The organism is Halomonas sp. HAL1, from assembly GCF_030544485.1.
Lineage (GTDB): Bacteria > Pseudomonadota > Gammaproteobacteria > Pseudomonadales > Halomonadaceae > Vreelandella > Vreelandella arctica.
Genome location: NZ_CP130610.1, coordinates 191,562 through 217,436 on the forward strand (window position 1 = coordinate 191,562; position 25,875 = coordinate 217,436).

Genomic DNA, 25,875 nt, shown 5'->3' on the forward strand with positions numbered 1-25,875 from the left:
GCACGAGCGGGGATGAACCGTATCAAAAAAGAACGGCGCGCATCGCCAGGACCCGATCCCCGCACGAGCGGGGATGAACCGCTGTGCGTATTGGGTAAATGTATCTTGTGTAACCCGATCCCCGCACGAGCGGGGATGAACCCGAGGTGTAGGCCATTAGGTAACATCCTCGGACCCGATCCCCGCACGAGCGGGGATGAACCGCCAAAGCAGATAAGCTAAGCGAAGATAAGGCCCCGATCCCCGCACGAGCGGGGATGAACCGAACTCGCAGTCGCCCCTATCCCACTCTACGCACCGATCCCCGCACGAGCGGGGATGAACCGTCACCGCGCCAGCCGTGTTCATTCAGCAACGTCCGATCCCCGCACGAGCGGGGATGAACCGGCGAGCAATACGCCATCGTAGACATCGGTATGCCGATCCCCGCACGAGCGGGGATGAACCGCTCAACCACACGGCCGACTATTACACGCCCTTCCGATCCCCGCACGAGCGGGGATGAACCGAGTCGGCCCGCCTACATGCAGAGCGCTTGGCTCCGATCCCCGCACGAGCGGGGATGAACCGCCAACGATGTTGCCGGGCACAGTGCCGTGTTCCCGATCCCCGCACGAGCGGGGATGAACCGATGCGCCCGACGTTTCTATCACAAATTCAGGGCCGATCCCCGCACGAGCGGGGATGAACCGAGGATCGACATGAAAACATTCGATGCAAATCCCCGATCCCCGCACGAGCGGGGATGAACCGTGGAAGCAGCGCCCAGCTGTTTTAAAGTATCGCCGATCCCCGCACGAGCGGGGATGAACCGTCTGCGGCTATATCATCTTGGCGCGCACGCAACCGATCCCCGCACGAGCGGGGATGAACCGCGATACCATTGGCGCTCAATCGGAAATGATCGCCGATCCCCGCACGAGCGGGGATGAACCGATGTATTAAACAGCAAGCTAAAAGAGCAAAAGCCGATCCCCGCACGAGCGGGGATGAACCGTCACCGTCCGCGACATCGTCACCACCATCGCCCCGATCCCCGCACGAGCGGGGATGAACCGGCGTGCTGGGTGACTATGGAATAGATATCAGCCCGATCCCCGCACGAGCGGGGATGAACCGCCATCATGGAAAAGGCACGCATCGAGGTGAAGCCGATCCCCGCACGAGCGGGGATGAACCGGTCGGGGCGGAAGTCGCACCAGTGCTGGTCAGCCGATCCCCGCACGAGCGGGGATGAACCGGGCGGCGTCTAACTGAGACTGAGCCCAAGCTACCGATCCCCGCACGAGCGGGGATGAACCGTACATGGCGTGGACTTCGCGATCTGTGAGCGCCCGATCCCCGCACGAGCGGGGATGAACCGGTGAGGCGTTTACCAGTGGCAGGCATCACGTACCGATCCCCGCACGAGCGGGGATGAACCGACAAGGAGCTGTTTCAAGACTTCTGGGAAGTCCCGATCCCCGCACGAGCGGGGATGAACCAGAATTGGCACTGCCTGTACGACGCGGAAGACCCCGATCCCCGCACGAGCGGGGATGAACCGCAAGGCCAGCAGCAGGCACCACAGCAGAACAACCGATCCCCGCACGAGCGGGGATGAACCGATCAACCAGCAGCTACGAAAAGCGACTGACCACCGATCCCCGCACGAGCGGGGATGAACCGACGCTTTCAACAATGGCGACATTAATGAGCAGCCGATCCCCGCACGAGCGGGGATGAACCGCGCGGGGATAATGCCCAGGTCGTCAATAAACGCCGATCCCCGCACGAGCGGGGATGAACCGTGCTTTCGGCTTCGCCTACAGCCTGAAAACCACAGCTCCCCGCACTCGCGAGGCTTAACATGATAGCTGCCGCCCAGGCAGCCTAAAGAGCCGCGAGCTAAAGCTACCTTCTACCAGTGCATCTATCAAGCTGGTAGAGATACTCCCGCTCTGAAGAATAACGAGGAACCACTAAAAAGCCATCACGTTGGATGGCCTCTGTTACTGAAATCAGGAACGCGCTAACGAGTTAATCTTCTTTCGGCGGTGTTTCCATGGCGCGTTTGTCGTCGGGGACTCTGACGATGTGGCCGACATCGAGTTTACTGTGGCTTTGGTGGCGGCCGCCTTTGGCGTCGATGATCGCGACAACTTCGCCAATGCTTACTGCGTCATCTTCGCGGTATGCTTCTACCTTGATGCGTACCATGGCGCCTTGGTAGCGGGCAGAAATAATGTCGCCTGGGTCGGGGGCGTTATGGTCGGGGTCGTTTTTAAAGTACTCCGCTACGCTGGCGCTACCTGGGTTATCCCATTCTACATGCTGATGCATCGTCGTCTTCCTTGTCACGTTGGATGTCGCTTTAGTGTAGTGCGTTCAGCTGCTTACTTCACCAGGGCTTTCTTCGACAGGCATTGCTTGTTCCGCCGACTTTTCCGCTGCCGCTACGTTATTGGGCTGACCCACATATTGAAACAGGAAGTTAAGCGCTGCCGGTAGGCTGGCGCGCCAAACCTGCCATGTGTGGCCGCCGGGGTAAAGGTCGAGCCGTACCTCGTTGGGTTGAATGCGCTCCATGGCTTGGCGGAGTAAGCGGGCGTGAAACTCTGCGTCGTATACGTCGCTGCGCCCGGCGCTGATATACAGTGGCACGGGGGGAAGGTCGCCTTCTTCATCGGTGCCGCGGGGGATGACGCGCAGGCGGTATTCTTCTAAATGGGCGGTGTAGTTGAGGGTTTCCCAAAGCTCGCGGTCAAATTGCCCTTGGTCATTTATAAAGGCTGGGTGGCGCCAGGCGGAGGAGTTGCGCGGTGGTAGGGGGACGTAGCTTGCGGGGCTTAGCGCCGCTACGGCAGCAAATAAATCAGGCCGTTCTAGGGCGAAGTTAAGCGCGCCGTAGCCACCGGCGGAAAGCCCCGCTACGCCACGTAGGTGGCGTTCTTGCCCAACGTGATAGGTAGCTTCCACGTGGGGCATTAGGTCATTAAAAAAAGCGCTACGGGCGGGTTCGTTGTGGCCATCTACCCACCAGCTGCGGCTACCGGGCATAATGAAAACTGCTGGGGGTATATGCCCTGCGCGAATTAACCTGTCGGCTACCTGTTGTAAATTGCCGCGGGAAACCCAGTCGCGGTCGGTACCAAAGGAGCCGTGTAGCATGTAAATGACGGGATAGGGTGCGGTCGCCTGGGTGTCATAATTATCAGGTAAATACACGCTATAGGGGTAGTCGTAACCGAGGGTGGGTGAGGAAAAATGATGATGCTCAACGTCGCTTGCCAAGCTTTGCCCGCTGAGTGTTAGCCACCCAATAAAAGTGGTGAGTAGGGTGCGACACCGGTAGGAGAGGAAAGGTGGCTTTGGGATGAACACGTTTTCTCCGGAATTAAAATAGTTTAATAAAGTCGGACAGCGCAACGGCACCGGTTGTTCATCGTAGCTATGTAGACTCGTTCTGCAGACTCGTCATGCAGAGCAGGCACGCAGAATAGTTACACAAAGTAGTAATGCAGAATAGCAGGTTAGGCGTATGTAGCGGCGGGAGGCCCAATGCGAAAAGTTGAAGAGATCTATTGGTTGCGCGCTTACGGCTGTATAGCCGTTTTTTTGTTTCATTTATTAGATCACGTCAATCAGCGCCTTGATAATGTCGCCACTGATTTAATGCGCCTGCCGCTGGTGCTGGGTACGCCAATCTTTTTGTTTATATCGGTCTTTGTGTTTGCTGTTCGCTACGATAAATCCGTGCCGGAGGGGTTTCTTACTCAGCGTGTAAAGTATGTGATGGTGCCGTACTTTGTGTATGGCTTTATTTATTCCACCGCTGAGTGGTTAAGCCAACAGGCGTCGGATGAGCCGGTGGGGTTCGTGGCTAATGCTATCGAGTATTACGTTTATGCGGGCTGGCATGGCTATTTTTTGATCATTGCGATGCAGTTTTACGTGGCTTATTGGCTGTTTACCCGCTGGCAGCTGTGGCGCTTGAATCCGGTGCCATGGCTGTGGGGTGCCTGCGTTATCAGCATGGCGTATTGGGGGCTGGCTTATTGGTTTGATGTTGATTTGCCCGGCTACCTGCTGTGGATCGCCCCGTTGGGGTGGATCTATGTGTTTTTCCTGGCGCTGGTGCTAGTGCGCTATTACCCGCTAGCCCCAGAGGGCGTCCTTACTGAGCGGCCCACCTGGATGCAGCAATTGGCGCACCCAGCGTGGTTGGTGCTGTTGGTGGCGCTAATTATAGCGGCGACGTTTGCGGGGTGGCTGGCGTTTTCATCCAAAGAGGTGTGGGTGATTCCGTTCTTCGTGCTGTTTACGCTTTGTGCCATGCGTTATTTGGCTGGGCGCCAGGCGCCGTTGTGGGTACGCCACATCAATGCGTATTCGTTTGGGATTTACTTGGCCCACCCCATGTTCTTTGTGCTTGCCGATCTGGTGATTGAGCCTTTTTCGTTGCCGATTGGCGTGTATGCGCTGGTACTCATCGTCGTGGGGCTCGTCGGGTCGGTGGCCCTTAATAAATTGGCGAATACCACCACGCTGGGAGCGATGCTGTTCGGCAAGCGCTTGAAGGTACGTTAATGGGAAAACGTTAGTGCATAAGTCGAAAGGCACGGCTTACCGCTTCGATGTGTAAGCGAGATCCGGGTCGTTAGGCAGTATGGCGGGCGTGTGTTCATCCGCTTGGCTAAGCAAGCGGCCGCTGTACGTTTTTAGGCGAGTGGGGCAGTCATGCAAGCGCTGTAAAAAATCGTCAATCGCGCTGCCGTCATCCAGCTCGGGATCAAATCCACCCAGGCGCTCAAGCCAGACCCGCCTGACGGCTATGTAGGGCGGTAACAGCAGCGTGCTTGCCAATAAGCGGCGCAGGATGCGTTTGGACAATGACGGCTGAGCAAGGCCAACAATTAAGGCATCAAGGCTGTAGGTGTTTAATTGCGGGTAGAGTGAGCCCCATAGGCTGGCAGGCAGTGGCTGTTTCTGCAGTGCAATAATTAACCACTCAGCTTGGCTGGCAAAGGCTGCTTTATTGAGGCGTGCGCCTAGTGGTAGCTTGGGGGTGATCAAACAATGAGTGTGGTAACGCTGCTCAATCGAGCTGAGACGCGCATGGGCTTGCGTGCTCGTTACCAAAATGGGCAGCAAGTGGTCGGCTACGCCAGAATCACGTATGGATTTTAAGTGGCGTGGCAACATGTTACCCGTCACCATGGCATCAACGATAAAGCAAACCGATCCCATTTGCCGACTCCGATTGTGAGCAAATCTATCAAATTGTAATTTATTGTAGTAGCTGGCTTATTTGCGTAGCAAGTAAAAAAACTTGCGAGCCAAAAAAGAGGGGTCATTATTATTAATGCACTTAATTGGCGCGTAAGACATTATTTTTGCTCTGTATTGGTGCGCCATGGCTTTCTTAAACAGCTTCCGAACCTGTATTTAGCCGCTTTGCGTCATCAAGAGGCATCCTGATCCACTTTTTAACAGTTATAAAACAATTGGTTGCTGTTTTTCTATGCCATATTGGTGCAGAGTTGGCATGCTCTCTGCATTATATTTGCAAGCGGCTAGCGGGCCGTAGGCATAAGTCCTACGACGTGCTAAAACGATAGCCGGTTTGAAATGCTCGCTGAGCGATTTGTTCACTAATGTCAGGCAAACGTTGAGCGAACAAGAATGACAAACGTGCGGTTTAGCGCGTATTTTGTCGAACAACACATTTATCGGTAGCTTACAGTCGTTAGCTTTAAGCCACGCTCATACCGGAGGACTCTATGTCAGCCAAGACTCTCGCGCTAATTGAAGAACATGATGTTAAGTGGGTAGATCTGCGTTTCACCGACACTCGCGGTAAAGAACAGCACGTTACTGTGCCTGCTCGCGATGTGAACGAAGAATTCTTTGAGAATGGCCAGATGTTTGATGGCTCTTCTATCGAAGGCTGGAAGGGCATCAACGAATCCGACATGATTCTGCGCCCGGAAGATGGCACTGGCTATCTCGACCCCTTCACCGAAGATGCGACGCTGGTTCTGCGCTGCGACATCATCGAGCCGGCCACTATGCAGGGCTACGATCGTGATCCGCGCTCCATCGCTAAGCGCGCTGAAGCTTATCTAGAGTCTACTGGCCTGGGCGACACCGCGTTTTTCGGTCCTGAGCCTGAATTCTTTATCTTTGACGAAGTACATTGGAAGTCTGACATTCAGGGCTCCATGTACAAAATCACCTCCGATGAAGGCGCATGGGCGACCAATAGCCAAGTAGAAGGCGGCAACCTGGGCCACCGCCCGCGCGTTAAAGGCGGCTACTTCCCGGTTCCCCCGGTTGATAGCTTCCACGATATTCGTGGCGCGATGTGTAACACCCTGGAAGCGATTGGCCAGACTGTCGAGGTTCACCACCACGAAGTTGCCAACGCGGGTCAGAACGAAATCGGCGTTAAATTCAACACGCTGGTGAAAAAAGCTGACGAAGTTCAGGAAATGAAGTACGTGATCCACAATGTGGCGCACGCGTATGGCAAAACGGCGACCTTTATGCCGAAGCCGCTGGTAGGCGACAACGGTTCTGGTATGCACGTTCACCAGTCGTTCTGGAAGGGTGGTGAGAACCAGTTCGCCGGTGACGAGTACGCTGGCCTGTCTGAAATGGCGCTTTTCTACATCGGCGGCATCATCAAGCATGCCCGTGCCCTAAACGCCTTTACTAACGCTTCTACCAACTCGTACAAGCGTCTGGTACCTGGCTTTGAAGCGCCGGTAATGCTGGCCTACAGTGCTCGTAACCGTTCTGCCTCTATCCGTATTCCTTACACCGCTAGCCCGAAAGGCAAGCGTGTTGAGGCTCGCTTCCCTGATCCGACTGCCAACCCGTACCTGGCATTCTCTGCCATGTTGATGGCGGGTATCGACGGTATCAAGAACAAGATTCATCCTGGCGATGCTATGGATAAAAACCTGTACGACCTGCCGCCAGAAGAAGGCAAGTTAGTACCGACCGTAGCACACAGCCTGGATCAAGCACTGGAAGCTCTCGACGCAGACCGTGCGTTCCTGACCGAAGGTGGCGTGTTCACCGACGAAATGATCGATGCCTACATCGAGCTCAAGATGGAAGAAGTGGAGCGTATCCGTATGACGACGCATCCCATCGAGTTTGATATGTACTACAGCTGCTAATCAGCGCTTTTAGCACCTAGCTGTTACCATCACCCTCGCGGTGGTAACAGTTGATAAAAATAGTATCAAAACCCCGCTTCGGCGGGGTTTTGTCGTTATTGAGGTTGTGACAAGTGTGAGGAGCAGTATGGGTAAGCTAACCACGTGCGCGATTAGCTTCTTGATGGTCGCTGCACTGGGCATCGGGGCGGCCATCATTTCAGGTGCGGCTTTCGGGCAAACGGTTTTCAGGGTCATTGATGAGCACGGCAATGTTACGTTTACCGATAACCCTGGCCGCGGCGGGGAGGCGTTGGAATTGGCACCGTTACCAAGCCTGCCGCCTGGGTTAAGCGCGGCTACGGCCAGGGTGGCCACGCCCGCTACTGGGCGCCCACGTGGCAAGCCAGGGCAGCCTTTTATGCCTTATGACCACTTTTCGATTGCGCTGCCCCAGCAAGGCGCACGGCTGCCGGAGCGAAGCACCGCGGTGGAAGTGGCCATTGCGCCTCCGCTACGCGATGACCACCAAGTGCGGCTGATAGTGAATGGAGAGATTAGCCAGACCGCGCTGCACAGTGATGTTTTCTGGTTAACAGGGCTTCCTGCGGGGCAGCACGAGCTTCAAGCAGAGCTATTGGATAGTAGTCAGCGTTTACAGCACCGTACGCCCGCGGTGACCATTACGGTGCCTTAGGCCGGGTGGTTGAAATCTCGAATGCACTAAATTGGTGCGGTTATGGAGGCATTTGGCGCGGTGATTGCGCTAAAACGATCCATCTTCTTTTATGGCTATGCCCGCAAGCCGTGCAACTAGGCATAAATGCATAATTGGCGCGCTTTTTGCAGTTCCCTCATTGATTATCCACCTGTAGGTCTGCAACGGCGATGGAAGACGTAATTTCTCAGGACACCACCATGCATCAGCGTTTGCTTGAACATCTCACCACGGCGGTACTGCTGCTGGACGGCGAGCTGCGTGTGCGCTGGATGAACCCTGCCGCTGAAGCCTTACTAGCGGTTAGCTTAAGCCGCGTTCACGGCATCAGCCTAGATACGCTTCTGGGCGGTGTTGACAGCATCGATGAGGTATTGGCTAAAGCGCGGGATGCGTTTCATCCTTACACCCAGCGAGAAGCGCGTATTACGCCGCTGAACAGTGAGCCGCTGACGGTCGACTACACCGTGACGCCGCTATCGGACGACGAGTTACTGTTAGAAGTGGAGCCGCGGGATCGGTTAATGCAGATCTCGCGTGAAGAGGCGCTGACCACTCGCCAAGAAACCATCAAGATATTGGCCCGTGGGCTTGCTCACGAAGTGAAAAACCCACTCGGTGGGATTCGTGGTGCTGCACAGCTGTTAGAACGGGATTTAGACGATCCGGCGCTGCGCGAATATACCCATATCATTGTGGAAGAGGTGGATCGGCTGCGCGACTTGGTCGACTCCATGCTGGGCCCTAACCGTGTGCTTAAGCATGAGCCGGTCAATATTCACCGGGTGTTGGAGCGTGTACGCGCGCTGTTAATTGCCGAGCATCCCAGCGTTGTTATTAGCCGCGATTATGACCCCAGTTTGCCCGACCTTTCCGGCGATGAATCGCAGATGATTCAAGCGGTCCTCAACGTTGCACGTAACGCCGTGCAAGCCATGAGCGATGCGCAAACCCCTGAACCTACCTTAATACTGCGCACCCGCGCCCGGCGTCAGTTTACCCTCGGAGCGGAACGCCACCGTTTAGTCAGTGAAGTCTCGGTGATTGATAACGGCCCAGGCATCCCCGATACGCTGCAGGAAACGCTGTTCTATCCGATGGTATCAGGACGCGCTGAAGGCAGCGGCCTTGGGTTATCGATCGCCCAGTCGATTTTGCACCAACATCAAGGATTGATCGAATGCGACTCACGACCCGGACATACCGAATTTCGTTTACTGATTCCATTGGTAATAATTTTACCGGAGAAGCGTCATGACTGAGGCTACACGTACAGATGTTGCGCGGGTGGTGATTGTCGATGACGACCGCGCTATCCGCTGGGTGCTGGAGCGCGCCTTGGCGCAGCCCGATCTCGACGTTGAGTGTATTGAGCGTGCAGATACAGCCCTTGCGCGTTTACTGGAAAGCCCTCCCGACGTGCTGGTCACCGACATTCGTATGCCAGGCATCGACGGCCTGGACTTAATGGCGAGAGTACGCGAGGCGCACCCCGATCTACCGGTGATCGTGATGACCGCGCACTCCGACCTAGACAGCGCCGTCGCCTCCTATCAGGGCGGGGCGTTTGAATACTTGCCCAAACCGTTTGACGTTGATGAAGCCCTGGCACTGGTGCGCCGCGCCGTGGCACATGCCCGTGAACGCCAACGCCCGGTCGCCGTGCCTGAAGGCTTAAACGCTGAGATTATCGGTGAAGCGCCTGCGATGCAGGAGGTGTTTCGCGCCATTGGCCGCCTTTCTCACTCGCATATCACGGTGTTAATCAACGGGGAGTCGGGGACGGGTAAAGAGCGCGTTGCCCAGGCGCTACATCAGCATAGCCCGCGTGCCGGTAAACCCTTTATTGCGTTGAACATGGCGGCTATTCCTCGCGATTTGATCGAATCGGAGCTGTTTGGCCATGAGAAGGGTGCTTTTACGGGCGCGGCGCAGCAGCGCCAAGGGCGGTTTGAGCAGTCCAACGGCGGCACGCTGTTTTTAGATGAAATAGGCGATATGCCATCGGAAACCCAAACACGGCTGTTGCGCGTGCTGGCGGATGGTGAGTTCTATCGCGTCGGGGGGCATACGCCGGTCAAAGTGGACGTGCGAATCATCGCCGCTACGCACCAAAATCTAGAAGTATTGGTCGAAGATGGCCGCTTCCGGGAGGATTTGTTCCACCGCCTGAACGTGATCCGTATTCACCTGCCGAAACTAGCTGAAAGGCGCGAAGATATACCGCGTTTAACCCGGCACTTTCTGGCCGAAGCGGCGAAAGAGCTGACTACCGATATCAAAGTGCTGACCAGTGAAGCGGAAGCCCACCTAACGCGCTTGCCGTGGCCCGGTAACGTGCGGCAGTTGGAAAATATCTGCCGGTGGCTGACGGTTATGGCGTCGGGCCGTGAAATCCTTGTTGAAGATCTACCGCCGGAACTGCGCTCGCCAAGCGCTTCCGAAAGTAGTGCCCATGGAGATTGGCGTACTGCATTTCGCGACTGGGCGGATCATGCCTTGGCCGAAGGCCATACCCATCTTTTGGAAGAAGCGGTACCCGATTTTGAGCGGATTCTGATTGAAACCGCTTTAAAGCATACCGGTGGACGCAAAGGTGAAGCCGCTGAACTGCTTGGCTGGGGGCGTAATACGCTGACCCGAAAATTAAAAACGCTGCTGCCAGCACTGGCTGACGAGTAGAGGCTAAGCACCGGTCAGTAAACGTTCATGACGGCTAATGTAGTGATGTAATGGTGTGTCGTGAGGCGCGCATTGGCGCGTTTGCCAGTGCCCTAGGCTGAGCGGTCGTTACTGCTCAAGGCGTCTGATCTCAGCCAATATCGCCTCAGCTTCTTCAGTAAGGGTGGCATTGGCGCGCATATCGCCGTTACGAGACGCTTCCATCGCGGCTTGCAGTTTACGCTCATAATTTTGCTGAAGTTTCTTTTTGGGGTCGCGCTTAAACATGCCAAACATAAGCAATCTCCTCACTATCTGGTTTTGGTGTACACCATTTGTATAGGTTTTGATTGCTTGTGTCGAATGTTTGTTTTGGTCAGCGGTTATGCGTCGTCCTGAGAGTGCGCGCTGCATTGACATAGAAAGCGCTCAAAATCGACCAAAATGGTGTCGAGGCTGGCGTGTAAGCGGTGATCGTCGTCCACCATTCTCAGCGACAGCCGCTGCAGGCGAGCACGTTCAATCACCGGTTCAGGGGCAACGACATCATCGCGCCAGCCGTGAATAATGTGCGTGTGGCGTGCCTGGATGGTGGGCGACGTTTCAGGGTAGGCGGCTATGCCTAACGCGGGGGCTAACAAAAAACAGCCTAGAACGGGCTGCTGCGTGCTGACGGCCGCACTTAGCCACCCACCCAGGCTTGAACCTGCCAACACACAGTGGGCAGGGTCGTCACCGCGCTCGGCTAACACTTGTAAAAGATGCTGAAGACGTTGCTGGGGCTCTGCCATGCCTCGATAGTCCATCACCACGGGCTCACAATCATCTAGTTTTTCAGCAACGCCTTTTAGTGCCTGGATTTTAAGTGCCCCTGGGCCGCTCTCTAGGCCGTGGGATAAGTAAACAGTCATCATCACGTTTAGCTCGCTGAGCGTTGGATAGCTTCTCCACCCTGTTCGATATCCTCACCAGCACCCCGAATGGTATTGCAACCACTTACCAACAGAAGTGTAGTCATGACAAGTATGGCAAGCGCAATAGTACGTTTCATAGTGGTTTCCTCGCAGGCATGGGCGTGCGTCAAACATTGATAGAGCTGTCAGGACACTTTTTAAAGCAAAGTGGGAAGGTTCGTTAGCAAAAATAATCGCTGTTGAACCGTTTCGCCATCATTTTAATGTGTTTCAGCTAGATAGATGTGCCTCAATGAGGTGTGCTTATGTCGCATGTGCCAGTTCTACACATCAAAAGTGCAGGGAAATTAGCCTGTTTGGAGATTCTGGTTATTTTTAAGCCATTGTTTTTTATTATTATTACTGGTTATTGGTATGGATTGGCGCAGTCCCTGCAGCTACTCAGTAGTTGCTTAGAAGTTCAGTTGTTTAGCTCTAGCCGGTAGATAATTGTTATTAGTAACTGAGTGAGTGGGCTGAGAGGCAAAAGGAAGGCAGGACGCCGAAAGACAAACAGGGAGTTAAGTTAAAGGACAATCCGCCCACTCACTGGTTGCAGCGCAAGGAGGCGCTGTTCATCAGACCAAGGAGTGGAATCGGTGCAAAACGGCCATCTCGTGAAAACGGGGTGGTCTTTTTGCGTGCGAAAAATATTTTAAGTTATTGATTTTTATATATTTTAAAATTTAGCTTTTTGCATCGCTTTTGTACACACAGCTCTCGTACAGATAAAACCTGTGTTTTAGTCTATCCTTTCGATAAAACCAAATGTAGCGGTTAGAAAACGTCAACGTAACGACCGCACACGACCAGGGACAAGATTATGGCGATGGCATTGATGTTATGCATGTTTGTTTTGTTCTTAGGGTTTTCAGGAGTTGGGGTGTATATGATGTTTAAGACATCCTTCATGGCCACTATAGACGAGCGCGATGACATGCCACCCGACATTTAATCAATTGCTCTAACCATAACAATTATCTAAAAATAACTAAAATGCCCGCGTTTAGCGGGCATTTTGCGTTACTGCTTCCAACGGCCTTTGCCTCTTTCAGGCACCATACGGCCAAAGTAGAGCAAGCCAAATGCAAGCCAGCCCACGGTTAATAAGGCGGTAAAAATAAGCACCGCTAGGGCACCAAATTCGGCAATCAATGGTAAGGCGGCGGCAGTGAAAAGCCCGCCACCGACAATTGGTTCAAACATCAGCTGTTTATAACCAAAGCTCTCAAACGCCCCCGATTCATTTTTAGGGTCTGCCATGCGCATGAGCAGTAACCCCGTGACCGTGACCCCCATCGATTGGCCAAAATCACCGACCCCCCGTTCAAACCAGTTGTCAGGTATCACTCGTGGGGCGATAACAATCAACACAAACAAACCCCAGGCAATACCTGCTACTGAGAGCATCAGGAAGGGCAGGAAGTACTCACCTAAGGTGGTAAGCGAGAGGGTCGCAAGTGCGGCCACAATCGTAAAATCGAGTGCGGTGCCAGCAATGCGCGACATGGTACGACTAGATACATGACGCTCTAACCCAAAGCGCATCACCACTAGTTGAACAATGACCCCGCCAATCATGGCGATGGGGAACAGCGGAACATGGGCAAGAATTTCCAAGCCACCATCGCGCGCCCAGGTGACTTGTTCAATCCACTGTAAGCCTGAAAGAATCAACCAGCCAATCACAATGGCGATACCCACTAAACCAATATGTAAGCTGAGAGGGTCCGTCGTGCCCGCTTCTTGTGCCAAATCCTTTTTGAACTCACTGTAGTCTTCAGCGGAAGGGCGGTCGTCTTTGCGCATTAAGTCATCGGGGTCATCGGAATGCTTGTTCTCATCGTTAAGTGAGATGATCCCCCTGCGCACAGCAATATTGATCAACACCGTACCAATCAATACCCCTGCGACAATACCTACCGTTGCCAAGCCCAAGGCAAGGTCGGCCCCTTCAGCAAAACCTAGTTCTTCAAAGGTGCCTGCCATGCCAGCCGCGGTACCATGACCCCCTTCAAACCCGATTTCGATTAACGCCCCTACCATTGGGTTCATATCAAACATCGGCACCAGCACCAGTAGGGCCAAGCTCAAACCAACAACGTATTGGCCCCACGCCATGGTTTGCCCGACCACGACCTGTGGCCCGGCGCGTAGCCAAATAGTGCGTAGCCCAGGGATCACTTTGCCAATAAACAGCGCCGCGAACACTACGTTAATCAATAGCCCTGGCAGTGCCGCCCAGCTCTCCTGAACATAGGCTGGAAACAGCCCTGGGCTGTCCTCAAAAAAAGTTGGAAGAAAACGGCCGATAACATCAGGGCCCAGTAGTAAGAGTATTAAGCCGCCAATGACCGAACTAGGTAGGAAGAGACGTCTTATCCAGGGAAGCCATAGCCGCAAAGCATTACTGGCTAGAAGCACTAACGCAATGGTGACTAGCGCTATAAATAATTCACCAACCGTCATGGTCATCACATCACTCCTTGATGTTAGCGCACCGCTAATAACGCTAAGCGGGAGCGTTCAAAAAAGACAAGATTGAATTAACCATAGCGCTTAGTGACCAATTGCGCGATCACGGGAGGAGTTACCCCATCCAATAAAGGCTGATCAAGGCAAAGGCATAGCCCAACGCAGCGCCTGCCAGTACATCACTCACATAGTGCAACCCCAGCCCGACTCGGGAGATCGCAATCAGCAGGGATAACGGTAGGATAACCGGTAGTAGCCAGGGGGTGTGAGCGGCTACTAATACGCTAAACATCACCGCATGCATGGTGTGGCCGCTGGGAAAGCTATAACGATCACGTGCCGGTTCACAGCACAGGATGCCCTCGCTATAGGTGATAAAGGGCCGCTCACGACAGAGGCGTGTTTTTACCAGGCGATATACGGCCACGGCAAACAGCGCAATAACGCTGTACTGCATCAGCCGCCACGAGCCGTTTGGTTGAAGCCAGGGTTGGGCCAGAATCAGCAGCACCCATACCGGCCAATCACCTAAGCGGCTGGCGGCTTGCAGGGTAATGCGCCAGGGGCGATACAGCGAGAGCCGCGATATGCGCTGGCATAATTGCCACTCTAGTAAGTCAAGACGGTCGAATACGACAAGCGGACGCGGGCGCATGGTGAGCCTCCTGGGCTTGGTGTAAATAACGCAAAAACTGCTCGGCAATCCCTGTCCAGCTCTGTTCAAGTGCACGTAAGCGCGCTACTCGACCTAGGCGCGCGTAGTCAGCGGGGTGCTGGCACAGCTCGACCGCTGCCTGCTGAAAGGCAGTGCTATCACCAGCGGCGACGGTAACACCGTTATAGCCACTATTAATGAGTTCGGCGCTGGCAGCATGGTCATAAGCCACCACGGCTAAGCCGCTGGCCATTGCTTCTGCAACTACATTCCCCCAGGTTTCTGAAAGCGAGGGGAAAATAAACAGATCGGCACTGGCATAGTGGCGAGCCAGCGACTCCTGCCCCACGAAGCCGGTGAAATGTGCGTCCGGTAGAGCTTTCTCCAGCTGTGCCCGCGCAGGGCCATCGCCCACGATGACCTGCGCGATATCAGGACGTACTTCGCGCATGGCTTGAAGGCTTTCATGAAGCAGGGTGAGGTTTTTTTCGGCGGCTAACCGACCAACGTAAAGTGCGACGGGCTGATGTTCGCCCACGCCCCAGCGCTGGCGCAATTGCGTATCACGATGGGCAGGTGAGAAGCGTTCTCCGTCTAGTCCACGTGACAGCACATGGATATCCCGAATCCCTTGCTGTTGAAGCGTATTAGCTTGCTGATGGGTAGGTACTAACGTTAGGTCGCAGCCGTTATGAAAGTAGCGAAGGTAGCGCCGTGTGGTCGATGCCAGCCAGGTGACACCATAATCTTCACAGTAGTGGTCAAAGTTAGTGTGCCAACCCGCCACTAGAGGGATATTGAGCCGCCGCGCTGCTTGGCGAGCAGCCCAGCCGAGCGGGCCCTGGGTTGCTAAGTAGATAACATCGGGGCGATGTTGGTCCCAAAAGCGCCGCAATGTGGCGGGTGTGACTAACCCCACCTGTACATCGGAGTAGCCGGGTAAAGCAAGGCGCTGCACTTGCAGTTCGTTGTTCACCCCCGTCGCAGGACTGGTGGTTCTTGGGCGAGGACGAATAACATCAACTGGCACTCCTTGCCGACGGAGTTCGTAGCTTAACCGGCTCAGCGTATGGGCAACGCCATTGATATCCGGTGACCATGTTTCACTGACGATGCAGAGCCGCATAAGCGATCCATCCCTTTATCACGTTTTTATGCAGTGTGGGCAGAGTGAATGACACTGCAGAGTCAAACAGGTGAACAAGTGATGACATGCAAATTATAATTAGCTTATAAGGAGCGATAGCTATTCACTTGAATAACAGTTAAATATTAAAGTAATATGACAATATTATTTAAAGAGCATAAAAAAATAAGTTCCCGAAAAATTAAAACTTTAAGATTAATGAAATATAACTACTTTAAAGTTCCCTGCGTTGAGGCGTTATTCGTCCTTCATTGTGCCTTCGCAAAGTGCAAGCATTAACTACTTCAATGGGAACAATCATGTTTAAAAAAACGACACTGGCCCTGGCCGTTAGCGGTCTATTGGCAGCCTCTGCAGCACAAGCAGCAACCGTTTATGACCAAGACGGTACCGATCTCGAAATCTACGGCCGTATTGCCATGGGGTTTGAAGGCGGTGGTGTTGATGACGGTGTTGATAACGGTGAAGAGTTCCGCAATTTCGGCTCCCGTCTGCGGATTACCGCCGGCCATCAAATTTCCACTGATCTACGTGCATTTGCGCGTGTCGAGTGGCGTTTTACCGGTGATGAGCGCAACCAGGAGTCTGGTTTCGATGAGGTGCGTAACAGCTACCTAGGCTTGGAAAGCCAGCAGTTTGGTACCTTCATGGCCGGTAACTATGATAGCTTCTACGACAGCTACGTTATGACGCCGTTCGATGTCTACGTTGAGCGCGGCTATGAGTTTGCGGGTGGTGGTACCCAGGCACGCGGCGACTCTATTGGCTATAAAACGCCTAAAATGAGTGGTTTTCAGGCGGTTATTTCTGCCAAGCACTTCTCTGAGCGTGGTTTGACTGAAGCCGAGCAGACTTCCGAAGGATCCGTTATCGCTACTCAGGGCGGTGTTGTCTACGAAACAGGCCCCGCTCGCTTAGCGCTTGGTTATGTGGAAGATACGGTACGCGGTGGCGGTAACGGTGAAGTACGTTACGGCGCTACGGGCGAGTTTGCCGTTACGGATGCTTTCGCTGCTCGTGTTGGTTATGAAACCCGCGGGGATGACGATGTTAACGGTGGTGGTTTCGATAAAATCGGCGTTGGTGCTACTTACGCTATCGATTCCTGGAAGTTCTTCGCCGATTACTACAACATCGACGTAGATGGTGCTAGCGATGAGCGTAACGCTTGGGCGCTAGGGTCAATGTACAAGCTGTCTAGCAATTTCGATATGTTCCTTGAGCTGAACGATCGTAACCTGGATGCTGTAAATGACTTCGAAGAAGATATGTACTACGCATTAGGCGCTCGCTATCACTTCTAATTAATAGAGTGATGTTAGTGTTGCTTTAGTTCTTTAGCTTTTAGTTAGCTCGCATGTTTCGATCTTTACCGGTGTGGATAATTCCACACCGGTTTTTACGTTGTCTTTAATATATTTTTATATGTTTTTGTTATATTAAATGACGCGTTTTCTGATTTGCGAGGAGAGTTGTTCAAAACCAATGACGACGACCAGAATAACCAAAATAATGGTTAACGCACGGTCATAATTAAGTGGTTATGCAAAAGTTATTGAGTAATCAGTGCCGTAACCATTACATACTTTTTTGACCGCTTCACAAAGCTTATCGAACGAACTGTAGGCTGTTAACGGTAGCCACCGGTATTTGATTTCGCGCCAAAGGATTTCGATCAGATTCAGCTCCGGCGAATATGGCGACAAGTAGACCAGGTGAATGCGATGTGCCATCCAATCAATAAGTTTGCGCTGGAACGCCTTGGAACGGTGCATCCTGGCATTATCCAGTATCACGACGGCGAATGCGTCAGGGTCTTTATGTGCCGCAAACTGATCAAAGGCTTCTATAACGGTTTCAGTGGTCACTGAGTCGGTGGTCATATGGTGAAAAAACTCACCTTTTCTGGTGAGAAAGCCCAGTACATTCAGCCGTTTGCTGTGTGGGTAGGCCGTGACTTCCCAGGGCTTGGCTATCGGGCTCCATGCATAAGGAAGTGACGATGATTGCGAGAAACCGGCTTCATCAAAGAAATAGAGATCGCACTCACCATCATCTTCCCACTCCTTCAATACATTGATTATCTCTTGCGTATGGCGGAAATCCGCTTCGTCACGATGTGCCCTCAATGAGCGGCGTATCCGCTTACAGCTATAGCCTTTTTTTAACGCGCGCCGCAACGTGTCCTGGCTGACGACGTTACCTGTCTGCTCCTGAAACTTGGCATGGAGGACAGGCAATTGATGGGGATACTCTTCAACCAGTTGTTCTAACACAGCAAGATCGCTCTCGCTGAGAAGGTGCGGGCGTCCTTCGCGAGGCTTGTCTTGAAGACCTTCAATACCGTCTGCTTCCCATTGGGATAACCAAGTCGATACCGTATCGCGCTTAACCCCAATAATATCGCGAATCTGGTTAATCGTATGGCCCTTGTGGTTGAGCAGAATGGCGTGGGCCCGACGACGTAGTGCTCTCTTTTCGCCGTACTGGTAGGCTTCATTTAAGATACGTTGCTGGTCAGGTGTTAAAGAAACGAAACGTAAGCGCCGAGACATGGTTCTGTATTTTACTCTGATGGATCTTTGTTCTTTATACGCGATAATTTATGCAGAATCACTTAAATAAGCGCATCGCAGCCGCTAGTTCAACCCCAATACCGCCTGCACCTACCAGTCCAAGTGTCACCGCAGAACGCAGCGCTTTTTCGACGCTATAAAGGCTAGTGGCGGTCATCGATGCCAGTGTTTCTGGCAAAATGGCACCGCCGATCACTGACAGCCTGCCAGCGCCAGTCGCGCTTAACGCTTCCGATGGACCCGGGTGAACCTCTTCAATACGCTCTGAAAAGAAACGGGCCGCAAAGCCGATGGTATCCATCACAATGGCAAGCACTCCCGCAATAGGGCCAAGGCCCACCGCGACTACAAAAATAAGCGCCCAAATAAGGTCAGGGATAGTACGCATGGTAGCGATCATCAAACGGGTAATTGATCGAACCCAGGGTGCTGGCGAAGTATTGCGAGCGGCCAGTAGCGCGAAAGGCACGCTCAAAATAACCCCAATGGTGACCCCCACAATGGCAATGTTGAGGGTTTCATACATTGACCACGCCAGCACATCGAGATCGGCGAGGTCGGGTGGAAAGGCGCGCCCTATAAAGTGGGCTAAATTGACGCCGCCGCGCAGCAGGCGTTCCAGCGTTAAGTTGGTGGCCATCACGCCCTGAATAAACAGCGCTAAAAAGATTAACACCACTCCCCAAGTAAACGGGGAAGGCATGGCAAATCTCGGTGGAAGAGAAGAAGAGGTACGACGTTGTATAGGCATAGCGCTCTCGACATTAACGGGTAGAGGGGATGGCGGTGGTGGCAGGTGCTTGACCAGAGGTTTGATCAACCCGAACATCGCCTTGATAAAGCTGCTGCATAGTAGCTAGTGACACTTGCTGGCGCGGCGAATCGAGCACTATTTGCCCCGCTTTCATACCGACGATGCGGTCACCATACTGCTGAGCTAATTCCAACTGATGCAGCGTGCAGAGCACGGTTAGCTGCCGTTCAGCCACTACATCGAGCAACAAGTCCATGATTTCTTTTCCCGCCTTTGGATCAAGGCTGGCCACCGGCTCGTCGGCAATAATGATCTCGGCGTCTTGCATCAGTGTGCGAGCAATGGCCACGCGCTGCTGTTGACCGCCGGAAAGTTCTCGACAGTCAGCGTGGGCTTTGTGCGCTAATCCAACGCGTTCAAGCGATGTCATAGCGCGTTCACGCAGTTCATGGCTTGCAACGCAGGCGAGAGAGGAGAGCAGGCCAAAGCGTTGTTGCCCCATGGCGCCATACAGCACGTTTTGAAACACGCTGACGTTTTGCACTAGGTTAAATTGCTGAAAAACCACGCCCACCTTGCGCCTCAACTGACGTAACTTCGTTTTGGAACGGTGGTTGAGGGGCTCCCCAAAAATGGAGATATTTCCTTGGTCATGAGGCGCTAATCCATTCAAACAGCGCATCAGTGTCGACTTGCCGCAGCCGTTTGCCCCTAAGAGGATGACGCACTCGCCTTTGCTAATCTCCAGCGTTAAGCCACGCAGTACGTGCAGTTCGCCATAGCGTTTATGCACGTCTTGGACGCTGATAGCCTTCATAAAAAAACCTCCTGCGCTAAGGTCAGGAGGTGAGTAAGGTCAATATTCATGGTAAAGCCTACCTAAAAGCAGCACATCCCTGTGCTGAAGTGAAACAAAAGAGAGAGATGCTTACAGGGAGATGCCGGCTGCTTCGTATGCACGGCGAACCACGTCGTAATCTTCGTTGGTACGGTCAAATCCGAGTGAAGAGTCGCGGTTTAAAAACTTATCTTCGTTGCGATCTGTCGCAATCAGCGCACTCCAAAGCGTATCGGCATTGGTTCGGAGTGACTCGCGTAGGGCTGTTTTGCAGGCATCATCCAAAGAGCCGCGCATAACGACTGGGTCACCGGGCAATACATCGCTCTGGGCAATAACGCGATACTCGCCATTGGGGTCCATGGCTTGAATTTCATCGATATCCCGGTTGCCGCCGCCCATGGCATCTACGTCACCGTTGACCAGCGCGGCAATGCGCGCATCACCGGCCATAATAATTTCCAGATCGCGTTGAATGTCTAAGCCCGCGTCGACCAACATCTGGCTCGGGAAAATGTGCCCACTCGTAGAGCCTACGTCTTTCAGCGCCACGCGACGGCCTTCAAGGTCTTCAAGCGTTTCGATATCGCTGTCAGCGGGGACAAAAAAGCTGCTGCCGTAGTGCGGGCGTTCAATGGCAAACAGAATTTCAATATCGCTTTCGCGATCAAACAGAACAAACTCAGAAGGTCCGGCGAAAACAAGCTCAACATCATCGTACTGCAGTGCGGTGCCTGCGGCGGTGCGGTTGCTCAGGCTGAACATCTCCAGTTCAAGGCCAGTAGTGGTTTCAAACGCTTCGGCAAAGGGGCCAAAGGCGTCTTCTAGGGGCCCCATGCCTTCAATACCGGTATCGGCCATGCGAATGGGATTAGGGCAAACATTGCTTAAATCGTCATTGGCCAGCACCGACGGCGCCGTAAAGGCGGCGGCTCCTGTAATAGCTAGGCTCAAAGCTGCGTTTCGAATACTCAATTTACAAATATTGGCTTTATGCATTAGTTGTCATCCTGTCGGCGAAATATGTCTATATTCAAGTGGTAGTTAGAGTGGCAGCCGACAATGAAGGTAAGGTGTAGTTAAGATGACGTTCTCGTCACGGATTTATGACAGCCTCTCTGCTCCACCTTTATTGCTAAGCTGCCAATGCATGAATATGGAGCTAGCCATAAAGAGCGTTTCCAGCGACATGATTCGGCAGAGTAACGAATCGGTATCTACACTCGTAACTCCGATAATTGGTTCAAGGAGGAATCTGATGAAAATGTATTTACGTTTCGGCGCTATGATCGTGACGGCGACCGTGATCATGTTGGGATTGATGTACCTGAACACTTACCAGCTGGATCATGTCACTTTTAGTGAAACCCGTACCTACATGGCTATTGTCATGGGTGCCACGATGGCAGTGGTCATGCTGGGTTTCATGCTTGATATGTACTCTAAAAAGGGCGTGAACCTGGCTATTTTGGTGGGCAGCATCGTGGTCTTTGCCGGGGCGCTTTGGTTGGTGCGTAGCCAGCAGACGGTGGATGATGTTTCCTATATGAAGGCGATGATTCCGCATCACTCTATTGCCATTCTGACCAGTGAGCGTGCTCAGATAACCGATCCCCGCGTACGCGAACTCGCCGATTCGATTATCGAGACCCAGCGGGAAGAGATCGCAGAAATGAAAGCATTAATAGCGGATATTGAAGATGAGTAATAACGTTTAGTGAAACCGCTACTGGTGGGTAGGTTGGAACAAGATTATCGAAATTCAGTTGGCGGGTAGTCGGTCGGACATTGGCTTGGAAGGCGCTATGCCTCGGTTCACGCATAGCGCTTCCAACTTTTATGTCGGCCGGTGCCCTGTCACTCCTCATCAATGATACTTTTAAAACCACCGAAAATGAGTCGCTTGCCATCAAACGGCATTGGATTAACATCCATCTGCAAGCGCGGGTCTTGCATGACCTTGGCCATTCCTTCATCACGCACGGCCCGCGATGGCCACTCTATCCAGGAAAAGATGATGCTTTCGTCATCCTTGCGTTTGACCGCCATGGAAAAGGAGGTCACTTCCCCTTCGGGGACATCGTCTCCCCAGCACTCCACGATCCGCAGTGCGCCGTGCTCCTTGAAAACAACGGCCGCGGCACGGGCATGCTCAATAAACGCATCTTTATTAGCGCTGGGCACGGCAGCGACGAAACCATCTACATAAGGGTGTGTAAGCTTGCTCATGGCTGTTCTCCTATTACTGTTTTATTGTGCTTTAGGGGGGAGTTCTCGAACGGGGCGTACCTCAATGCTGCCCAGCCGGGCTGGTGGGATGCGGCTAGCCAGCTGCAGCGCCTCATTCAAGTCGTGGGCTTCGAGCAGGTAGAAGCCGGCCAACTGCTCCTTGGTTTCCGCAAAGGGGCCATCGGAGATTAATGTCTCGCCATCGCGTACACGCACGGTGGTAGCGGTTTCTACTGGCTGTAACGCTTGTCCGGCTAGGTAGTGGCCGTTGGTGCTCAAGCGCTCTACCCCGGCGATACACTCCTGATTGAGGTCTTGCCATGCCTGTTCGCTCATGGCGTTGATAATCTGCTCTTGGTAATACACCAGCGCAACGTACTTCATGGGGAGTCTCCTGGTTGGTCAGGGTAGTGACTCTCTTTAGTCGTTTGGCATTGTCTTGAATCGACATAGCCTAAGCATTTTTTTATGGGGAATTTTCGAGCTCTGCCAATCGCCTGTTCAAAAACCGTTTTTCTGGATCCAGGGTGACCAATAGCAGCGCCTGTTGATAGGCGCTGCGCGCGGCCTCATGCTGGCCTTGGCGACGCAGTAAATCCGCTTTAGCGGCATAAAAGAGATAATAGCGGCTTATTTGCGGATGATGAGCGATGTCGTCGAGTAACTTCAGGCCGGTATCGGGCGCACCATTCATGGCAATGGCGACCGCACGATTCAGCGCCAGGATGGGGGATGGAAAACGTCGGCAGAGGGCATCGTAGAGCCTGACGATACGCCCCCAATCGGTCTGCTCTGCGCGGCTAGCCTGGGCATGTACGGCGGCAATCGACGCCTGGAGGGTGTAGTACCCAGTGGGGGTGAGCGCCAGCGCCTGTTCCAGCCACGCTATGCCGACGTGGATATCCTCCTGGCGCCATAGACGTCTGTCCTGAGCATCCAGTGTCACCAGTTCTCCGTCGTTATCCTGGCGCGCATCCCGGCGTGCATCATTAAGCAGCATCAAGGCCATCAGCCCAAATACCTCACCCTTGGGCAGTAGCCGTGTCAGCTCATTGCCCAGTCGCATGGCTTCTTGGGTAAGACTGATATCGACCACGCTGGCTCCCGTGCTGCGTGAGTAGCCTTCATTGAAGACCAGATAGATGACTTGGAGCACATCGGGTAGGCGCTCGGGCAGCTCTTCCTGGGTAGGTACGGCATAAGGAATATGCGCATCGCGAATTTTGCGTTTGGCTCGTACGATACGCTGTGCCAGCGTCGTAGGCTTCATCAGTAGCGCGCTGGCTACTTGCTCAGTGGTCAAGCCGCACATCTCGCGCAGCGTCAGGGCAATCCGTGCTTCCATGCTCAAACTTGGGTGGCAGCAGGTGAATAGCAGCCGCAAGGCGTCGTCTTCGATAGCCGTTAGCTCAAGATCCAGCGTCTCTTCTGTAGGTAACAGCTCTATGGGTAATAGCAAGTGAGCCCGACGGCGAGCAGTACTGCGTTGGCGGATTTGGTCTATTCCGCGGTGGTAGCCGGTGCGAATTAGCCATGCCGTGGGGTTGTCAGGTTTGCCGTTAACCGGCCATTGTTGAATAGCCGCCATAAAGGCATCCTGCATGGCTTCTTCGGCCAGCTCAAAATCCCCCAGCAGACGTATCAGCGTCGCCTGCACGCGCCGGGAGTGCTCACGATACAGGTCATCAATGGATGCAGGTTCAGTACTCATCAAGGTAGATTCGGAAGCTTTATCTCAAACGTAGCGCATGGTTTCTCCATTGACTTGTTTTTTTGGGGGAGGCGTTCAATCCCCTGTGCGTTTTCCCGTGGTGCTGTTGAAAGGATGCAGCGCGTCGCGGGTCACAAAAAATCGCAGGGTTTCGCCTTCGGCGACTGGCGGCTGGCCCGACACGCGGATGACCGTGGGCTGGTCGCTATCGGCGAGGGTCACGTACAGGTGGCTTTCGGCGCCGGCGGCTTCAAACAGCGCAAGCGTTGAGTCGACAATCAGATGCGGCGCTTCGGGGGGAGCCAAGTGCATATCATCCGGTCGAATGCCGACGATATCGGTGCCTTCTGGCAGGTTATCCAGCAGGCCGTTGGCGCCTTGTTCGTTCAAGTAATCCACCGGCAGCATGTTCATGGCGGGGGAGCCGATAAACCCGGCGACGAACATGGTGGCGGGGTGGGCGTAGATCTCCATGGGCGTGCCCACTTGCTCAATCTGACCGGCGTTTAGTACCACTAAGCGATCGCCCAGGGTCATGGCTTCCAGCTGGTCGTGGGTCACGTACAGGCTGGTGGTTTTCAGGCGCCGCTGTAGCTGCTTGATCTCCACGCGCATCTGCACACGCAGCTTGGCATCCAGGTTCGAGAGTGGCTCGTCGAACAGAAACGCCGCTGGGTCGCGCACCAGGGCGCGGCCCATGGCCACCCGCTGGCGCTGACCGCCGGAGAGCTTGCGCGGTTTGCGATCCAGAAACTCTTCGATCTCAAGCATTTTGGCGGCAACGCGCACGCGCTTCTCAATCTCATCTTTTTTAAAGCCGCGGTTTTTCAGGCCATAGGCGAGATTGTTGTACACCGTCATATGTGGATAGAGCGCATAGTTCTGGAACACCATGGCGATATCGCGCTCGGCGGGTTCGAGTTTATTCACCACCCGATCGCCGATTTTTAGCGTGCCTTCCGTGATGGTTTCCAACCCCGCTACCATGCGTAGCAGGGTGGATTTTCCGCAGCCCGAAGGCCCGACCAGTACTACGAATTCACCGTCTTCAATGTGTAGGTCGATACCTTTCACCGCGTTTACATTGCCGGTATAGGTTTTCTTTAGCCCTTCCAAGGTAATACTGGCCATTCTTATTTCTCCGTCTCGGTCAGGCCTTTCACAAACAGGCGTTGCATAAACAGAATCACTAATACCGGCGGCAGCGCTGCCATTACCACTGCGGCCATCACCAGGTGCCATTGTGGGTTCTCTTCCGAGGTCATGCGCTGGATGCCCATCACAATGGTGGTGTAGTTGGGGTCGGTGGTGATCAGCAGCGGCCAGAGGTATTGGTTCCAGCCATAAATAAACATGATCACAAACAGCGCTGCGATGTTGGTCACGGAGAGCGGCATCAAGATGTCTTTAAAGAATTTGAACGGCCCGGCGCCGTCGACTCGGGCGGCTTCGAGCATCTCTTCGGGGATGGTCATAAAGAACTGTCGGAACAGAAAGGTCGCGGTGGCTGAGGCAATTAACGGTATCGACAGCCCGGCAAAGCTATTGAGCATATTAAGATCCGCAACCACCTGAAAGGTGGGGATAATGCGCACCTCAACCGGCAGCATCAGGGTGACGAAGATCAGCCAGAAGAAGAACATCCGAAAACGGAAGCGGAAGTAGACAATCGCAAAGGCGGAAAGCAGGGAGATGGACAGCTTTCCCACGGTGATGGCCATGGCCATCACAAAGCTGTTCCAAAGCATCAGCGCGGCAGGCGGTGAGTTAGCTGTCGATATGCCCGACTGCCACATCTGGGTATAGTTTTCGATCCCATGGCTGCCAGGTAGCAGCGGCATGGTGCCACGCATTAACTCACCCGGCGCCTGGGTCGAGGCCACAACGGCGATATAAACCGGAAAGACCACCAGCGCGACACCAATGATTAATATGGTATGGGCAAAAAAATTGGCCCATGGGCGATTTTCAACCATGACAACACTCCAACGAGGCCGATTTAATAGTACG

At 53.6% G+C, this 25,875-nt stretch carries 25 protein-coding genes and 1 CRISPR repeat array (1 of these 26 cut by a window edge); of the genes, 7 read left to right on the top strand and 18 right to left on the bottom strand.

Annotation, left to right across the window (positions count from 1 at the left end):
* Positions 1–1,790: direct repeats of the CRISPR family, unit length 29 nt; unit sequence CCGATCCCCGCACGAGCGGGGATGAACCG (it extends 2,578 nt beyond the left edge of the window).
* A 229-nt stretch (positions 1,791–2,019) separates the two neighbouring features.
* Together Q3Y66_RS00910 and Q3Y66_RS00915 are read right to left on the bottom strand one after the other, a co-directional pair.
* A complete protein-coding gene (locus Q3Y66_RS00910) occupies positions 2,020–2,322 on the bottom strand; it encodes a hypothetical protein (RefSeq protein ID WP_008956930.1) in 303 nt (100 codons plus the stop codon).
* Positions 2,323–2,367: 45 nt separating this feature from the next.
* Positions 2,368–3,363 carry an esterase family protein gene (locus Q3Y66_RS00915; protein WP_008956931.1) on the bottom strand — a complete coding sequence of 332 codons (996 nt, stop codon included), beginning with the start codon at positions 3,361–3,363 and terminating at the stop codon, positions 2,368–2,370.
* 177 nt (positions 3,364–3,540) lie between these two features.
* Here Q3Y66_RS00915 and Q3Y66_RS00920 point away from each other — a divergent pair, with 177 nt between their 5' ends.
* Positions 3,541–4,569 carry an acyltransferase family protein gene (locus Q3Y66_RS00920; protein ID WP_008956932.1) on the top strand — a complete coding sequence of 343 codons (1,029 nt, stop codon included), beginning with the start codon at positions 3,541–3,543 and terminating at the stop codon, positions 4,567–4,569.
* A 36-nt stretch (positions 4,570–4,605) separates the two neighbouring features.
* On the opposite strand, the gene Q3Y66_RS00925 is transcribed toward Q3Y66_RS00920, so the two are convergent.
* Positions 4,606–5,229 (bottom strand): hypothetical protein, encoded by a 624-nt coding sequence (locus Q3Y66_RS00925; RefSeq protein ID WP_008956933.1) that lies wholly within the window; start codon positions 5,227–5,229, stop codon positions 4,606–4,608.
* 533 nt (positions 5,230–5,762) lie between these two features.
* Between Q3Y66_RS00925 and glnA the strand changes: the two genes are divergently transcribed.
* The 4 genes from glnA to ntrC all read left to right on the top strand — a co-directional run bounded on the left by glnA (position 5,763) and on the right by ntrC (position 10,548).
* The gene (gene glnA, locus Q3Y66_RS00930; RefSeq protein WP_008956934.1) at positions 5,763–7,169 is read left to right on the top strand and encodes a glutamate--ammonia ligase; all 1,407 of its coding nucleotides are present in this window, start codon (positions 5,763–5,765) and stop codon (positions 7,167–7,169) included.
* A gap of 127 nt (positions 7,170–7,296) precedes the next feature.
* Complete coding sequence (locus Q3Y66_RS00935; protein ID WP_008956935.1) at positions 7,297–7,845, top strand: DUF4124 domain-containing protein; 549 nt, start codon at positions 7,297–7,299, stop codon at positions 7,843–7,845.
* Between the two features lie 221 nt (positions 7,846–8,066).
* Positions 8,067–9,128, top strand: coding sequence for a nitrogen regulation protein NR(II) (gene glnL / locus Q3Y66_RS00940; RefSeq protein ID WP_035586359.1), 1,062 nt, complete (start codon positions 8,067–8,069; stop codon positions 9,126–9,128).
* Positions 9,121–10,548 (top strand): nitrogen regulation protein NR(I), encoded by a 1,428-nt coding sequence (gene ntrC / locus Q3Y66_RS00945; protein ID WP_008956937.1) that lies wholly within the window; start codon positions 9,121–9,123, stop codon positions 10,546–10,548. Before glnL ends, ntrC begins: the two co-directional genes overlap by 8 nt.
* 108 nt (positions 10,549–10,656) lie before the next feature.
* On the opposite strand, the gene Q3Y66_RS00950 is transcribed toward ntrC, so the two are convergent.
* The 6 genes from Q3Y66_RS00950 to Q3Y66_RS00975 all read right to left on the bottom strand — a co-directional run bounded on the left by Q3Y66_RS00950 (position 10,657) and on the right by Q3Y66_RS00975 (position 15,736).
* Complete coding sequence (locus Q3Y66_RS00950) at positions 10,657–10,824, bottom strand: DUF6435 family protein (RefSeq protein ID WP_008956938.1); 168 nt, start codon at positions 10,822–10,824, stop codon at positions 10,657–10,659.
* A gap of 86 nt (positions 10,825–10,910) precedes the next feature.
* Positions 10,911–11,441, bottom strand: coding sequence for a YqiA/YcfP family alpha/beta fold hydrolase (locus tag Q3Y66_RS00955; RefSeq protein WP_008956939.1), 531 nt, complete (start codon positions 11,439–11,441; stop codon positions 10,911–10,913).
* A 5-nt stretch (positions 11,442–11,446) separates the two neighbouring features.
* Complete coding sequence (locus Q3Y66_RS00960) at positions 11,447–11,578, bottom strand: entericidin A/B family lipoprotein (protein WP_008956940.1); 132 nt, start codon at positions 11,576–11,578, stop codon at positions 11,447–11,449.
* A 925-nt stretch (positions 11,579–12,503) separates the two neighbouring features.
* Positions 12,504–13,955 (bottom strand): sodium/glutamate symporter, encoded by a 1,452-nt coding sequence (locus Q3Y66_RS00965; RefSeq protein WP_008956943.1) that lies wholly within the window; start codon positions 13,953–13,955, stop codon positions 12,504–12,506.
* Between the two features lie 115 nt (positions 13,956–14,070).
* Positions 14,071–14,610, bottom strand: a complete 540-nt coding sequence (locus Q3Y66_RS00970; protein WP_008956944.1) for a phosphatase PAP2 family protein — start codon at positions 14,608–14,610, stop codon at positions 14,071–14,073.
* A complete protein-coding gene (locus Q3Y66_RS00975) occupies positions 14,573–15,736 on the bottom strand; it encodes a glycosyltransferase family 1 protein (RefSeq protein WP_008956945.1) in 1,164 nt (387 codons plus the stop codon). Before Q3Y66_RS00975 ends, Q3Y66_RS00970 begins: the two co-directional genes overlap by 38 nt.
* Positions 15,737–16,056: 320 nt before the next feature.
* Between Q3Y66_RS00975 and Q3Y66_RS00980 the strand changes: the two genes are divergently transcribed.
* Complete coding sequence (locus tag Q3Y66_RS00980; protein WP_008956946.1) at positions 16,057–17,061, top strand: porin; 1,005 nt, start codon at positions 16,057–16,059, stop codon at positions 17,059–17,061.
* A 237-nt stretch (positions 17,062–17,298) separates the two neighbouring features.
* Here the strand turns inward: Q3Y66_RS00980 and Q3Y66_RS00985 are convergent, their stop codons facing one another.
* The 4 genes from Q3Y66_RS00985 to phnD all read right to left on the bottom strand — a co-directional run bounded on the left by Q3Y66_RS00985 (position 17,299) and on the right by phnD (position 20,924).
* Positions 17,299–18,312 (bottom strand): IS630 family transposase, encoded by a 1,014-nt coding sequence (locus Q3Y66_RS00985; RefSeq protein WP_303319479.1) that lies wholly within the window; start codon positions 18,310–18,312, stop codon positions 17,299–17,301.
* Between the two features lie 58 nt (positions 18,313–18,370).
* Complete coding sequence (phnE, locus tag Q3Y66_RS00990) at positions 18,371–19,036, bottom strand: phosphonate ABC transporter, permease protein PhnE (protein WP_303319519.1); 666 nt, start codon at positions 19,034–19,036, stop codon at positions 18,371–18,373.
* A 61-nt stretch (positions 19,037–19,097) separates the two neighbouring features.
* On the bottom strand, positions 19,098–19,904 hold the full coding sequence (gene phnC, locus Q3Y66_RS00995; RefSeq protein ID WP_008957042.1) for a phosphonate ABC transporter ATP-binding protein: 807 nt from the start codon (positions 19,902–19,904) through the stop codon (positions 19,098–19,100).
* A gap of 111 nt (positions 19,905–20,015) precedes the next feature.
* On the bottom strand, positions 20,016–20,924 hold the full coding sequence (gene phnD / locus Q3Y66_RS01000; protein WP_008957043.1) for a phosphate/phosphite/phosphonate ABC transporter substrate-binding protein: 909 nt from the start codon (positions 20,922–20,924) through the stop codon (positions 20,016–20,018).
* A 259-nt stretch (positions 20,925–21,183) separates the two neighbouring features.
* On the opposite strand from phnD, the gene Q3Y66_RS01005 reads away from it, so the two are divergent.
* Complete coding sequence (locus Q3Y66_RS01005; protein WP_008957044.1) at positions 21,184–21,633, top strand: DUF305 domain-containing protein; 450 nt, start codon at positions 21,184–21,186, stop codon at positions 21,631–21,633.
* A gap of 149 nt (positions 21,634–21,782) precedes the next feature.
* Here Q3Y66_RS01005 and Q3Y66_RS01010 read toward each other — a convergent pair whose 3' ends face one another.
* From Q3Y66_RS01010 to ugpE, 5 genes are all read right to left on the bottom strand, one after another.
* The gene (locus Q3Y66_RS01010; protein ID WP_008957045.1) at positions 21,783–22,154 is read right to left on the bottom strand and encodes a DUF1428 domain-containing protein; all 372 of its coding nucleotides are present in this window, start codon (positions 22,152–22,154) and stop codon (positions 21,783–21,785) included.
* Positions 22,155–22,175: 21 nt separating this feature from the next.
* Positions 22,176–22,538 (bottom strand): YciI family protein, encoded by a 363-nt coding sequence (locus Q3Y66_RS01015; RefSeq protein ID WP_008957046.1) that lies wholly within the window; start codon positions 22,536–22,538, stop codon positions 22,176–22,178.
* Positions 22,539–22,620: 82 nt separating this feature from the next.
* The gene (locus Q3Y66_RS01020; protein WP_008957047.1) at positions 22,621–23,865 is read right to left on the bottom strand and encodes an RNA polymerase sigma factor; all 1,245 of its coding nucleotides are present in this window, start codon (positions 23,863–23,865) and stop codon (positions 22,621–22,623) included.
* A 75-nt stretch (positions 23,866–23,940) separates the two neighbouring features.
* A complete protein-coding gene (locus Q3Y66_RS01025; protein ID WP_008957048.1) occupies positions 23,941–24,996 on the bottom strand; it encodes a sn-glycerol-3-phosphate import ATP-binding protein UgpC in 1,056 nt (351 codons plus the stop codon).
* Between the two features lie 2 nt (positions 24,997–24,998).
* On the bottom strand, positions 24,999–25,841 hold the full coding sequence (gene ugpE, locus Q3Y66_RS01030; protein ID WP_008957049.1) for a sn-glycerol-3-phosphate ABC transporter permease UgpE: 843 nt from the start codon (positions 25,839–25,841) through the stop codon (positions 24,999–25,001).
* Positions 25,842–25,875: the final 34 nt, after the last annotated feature.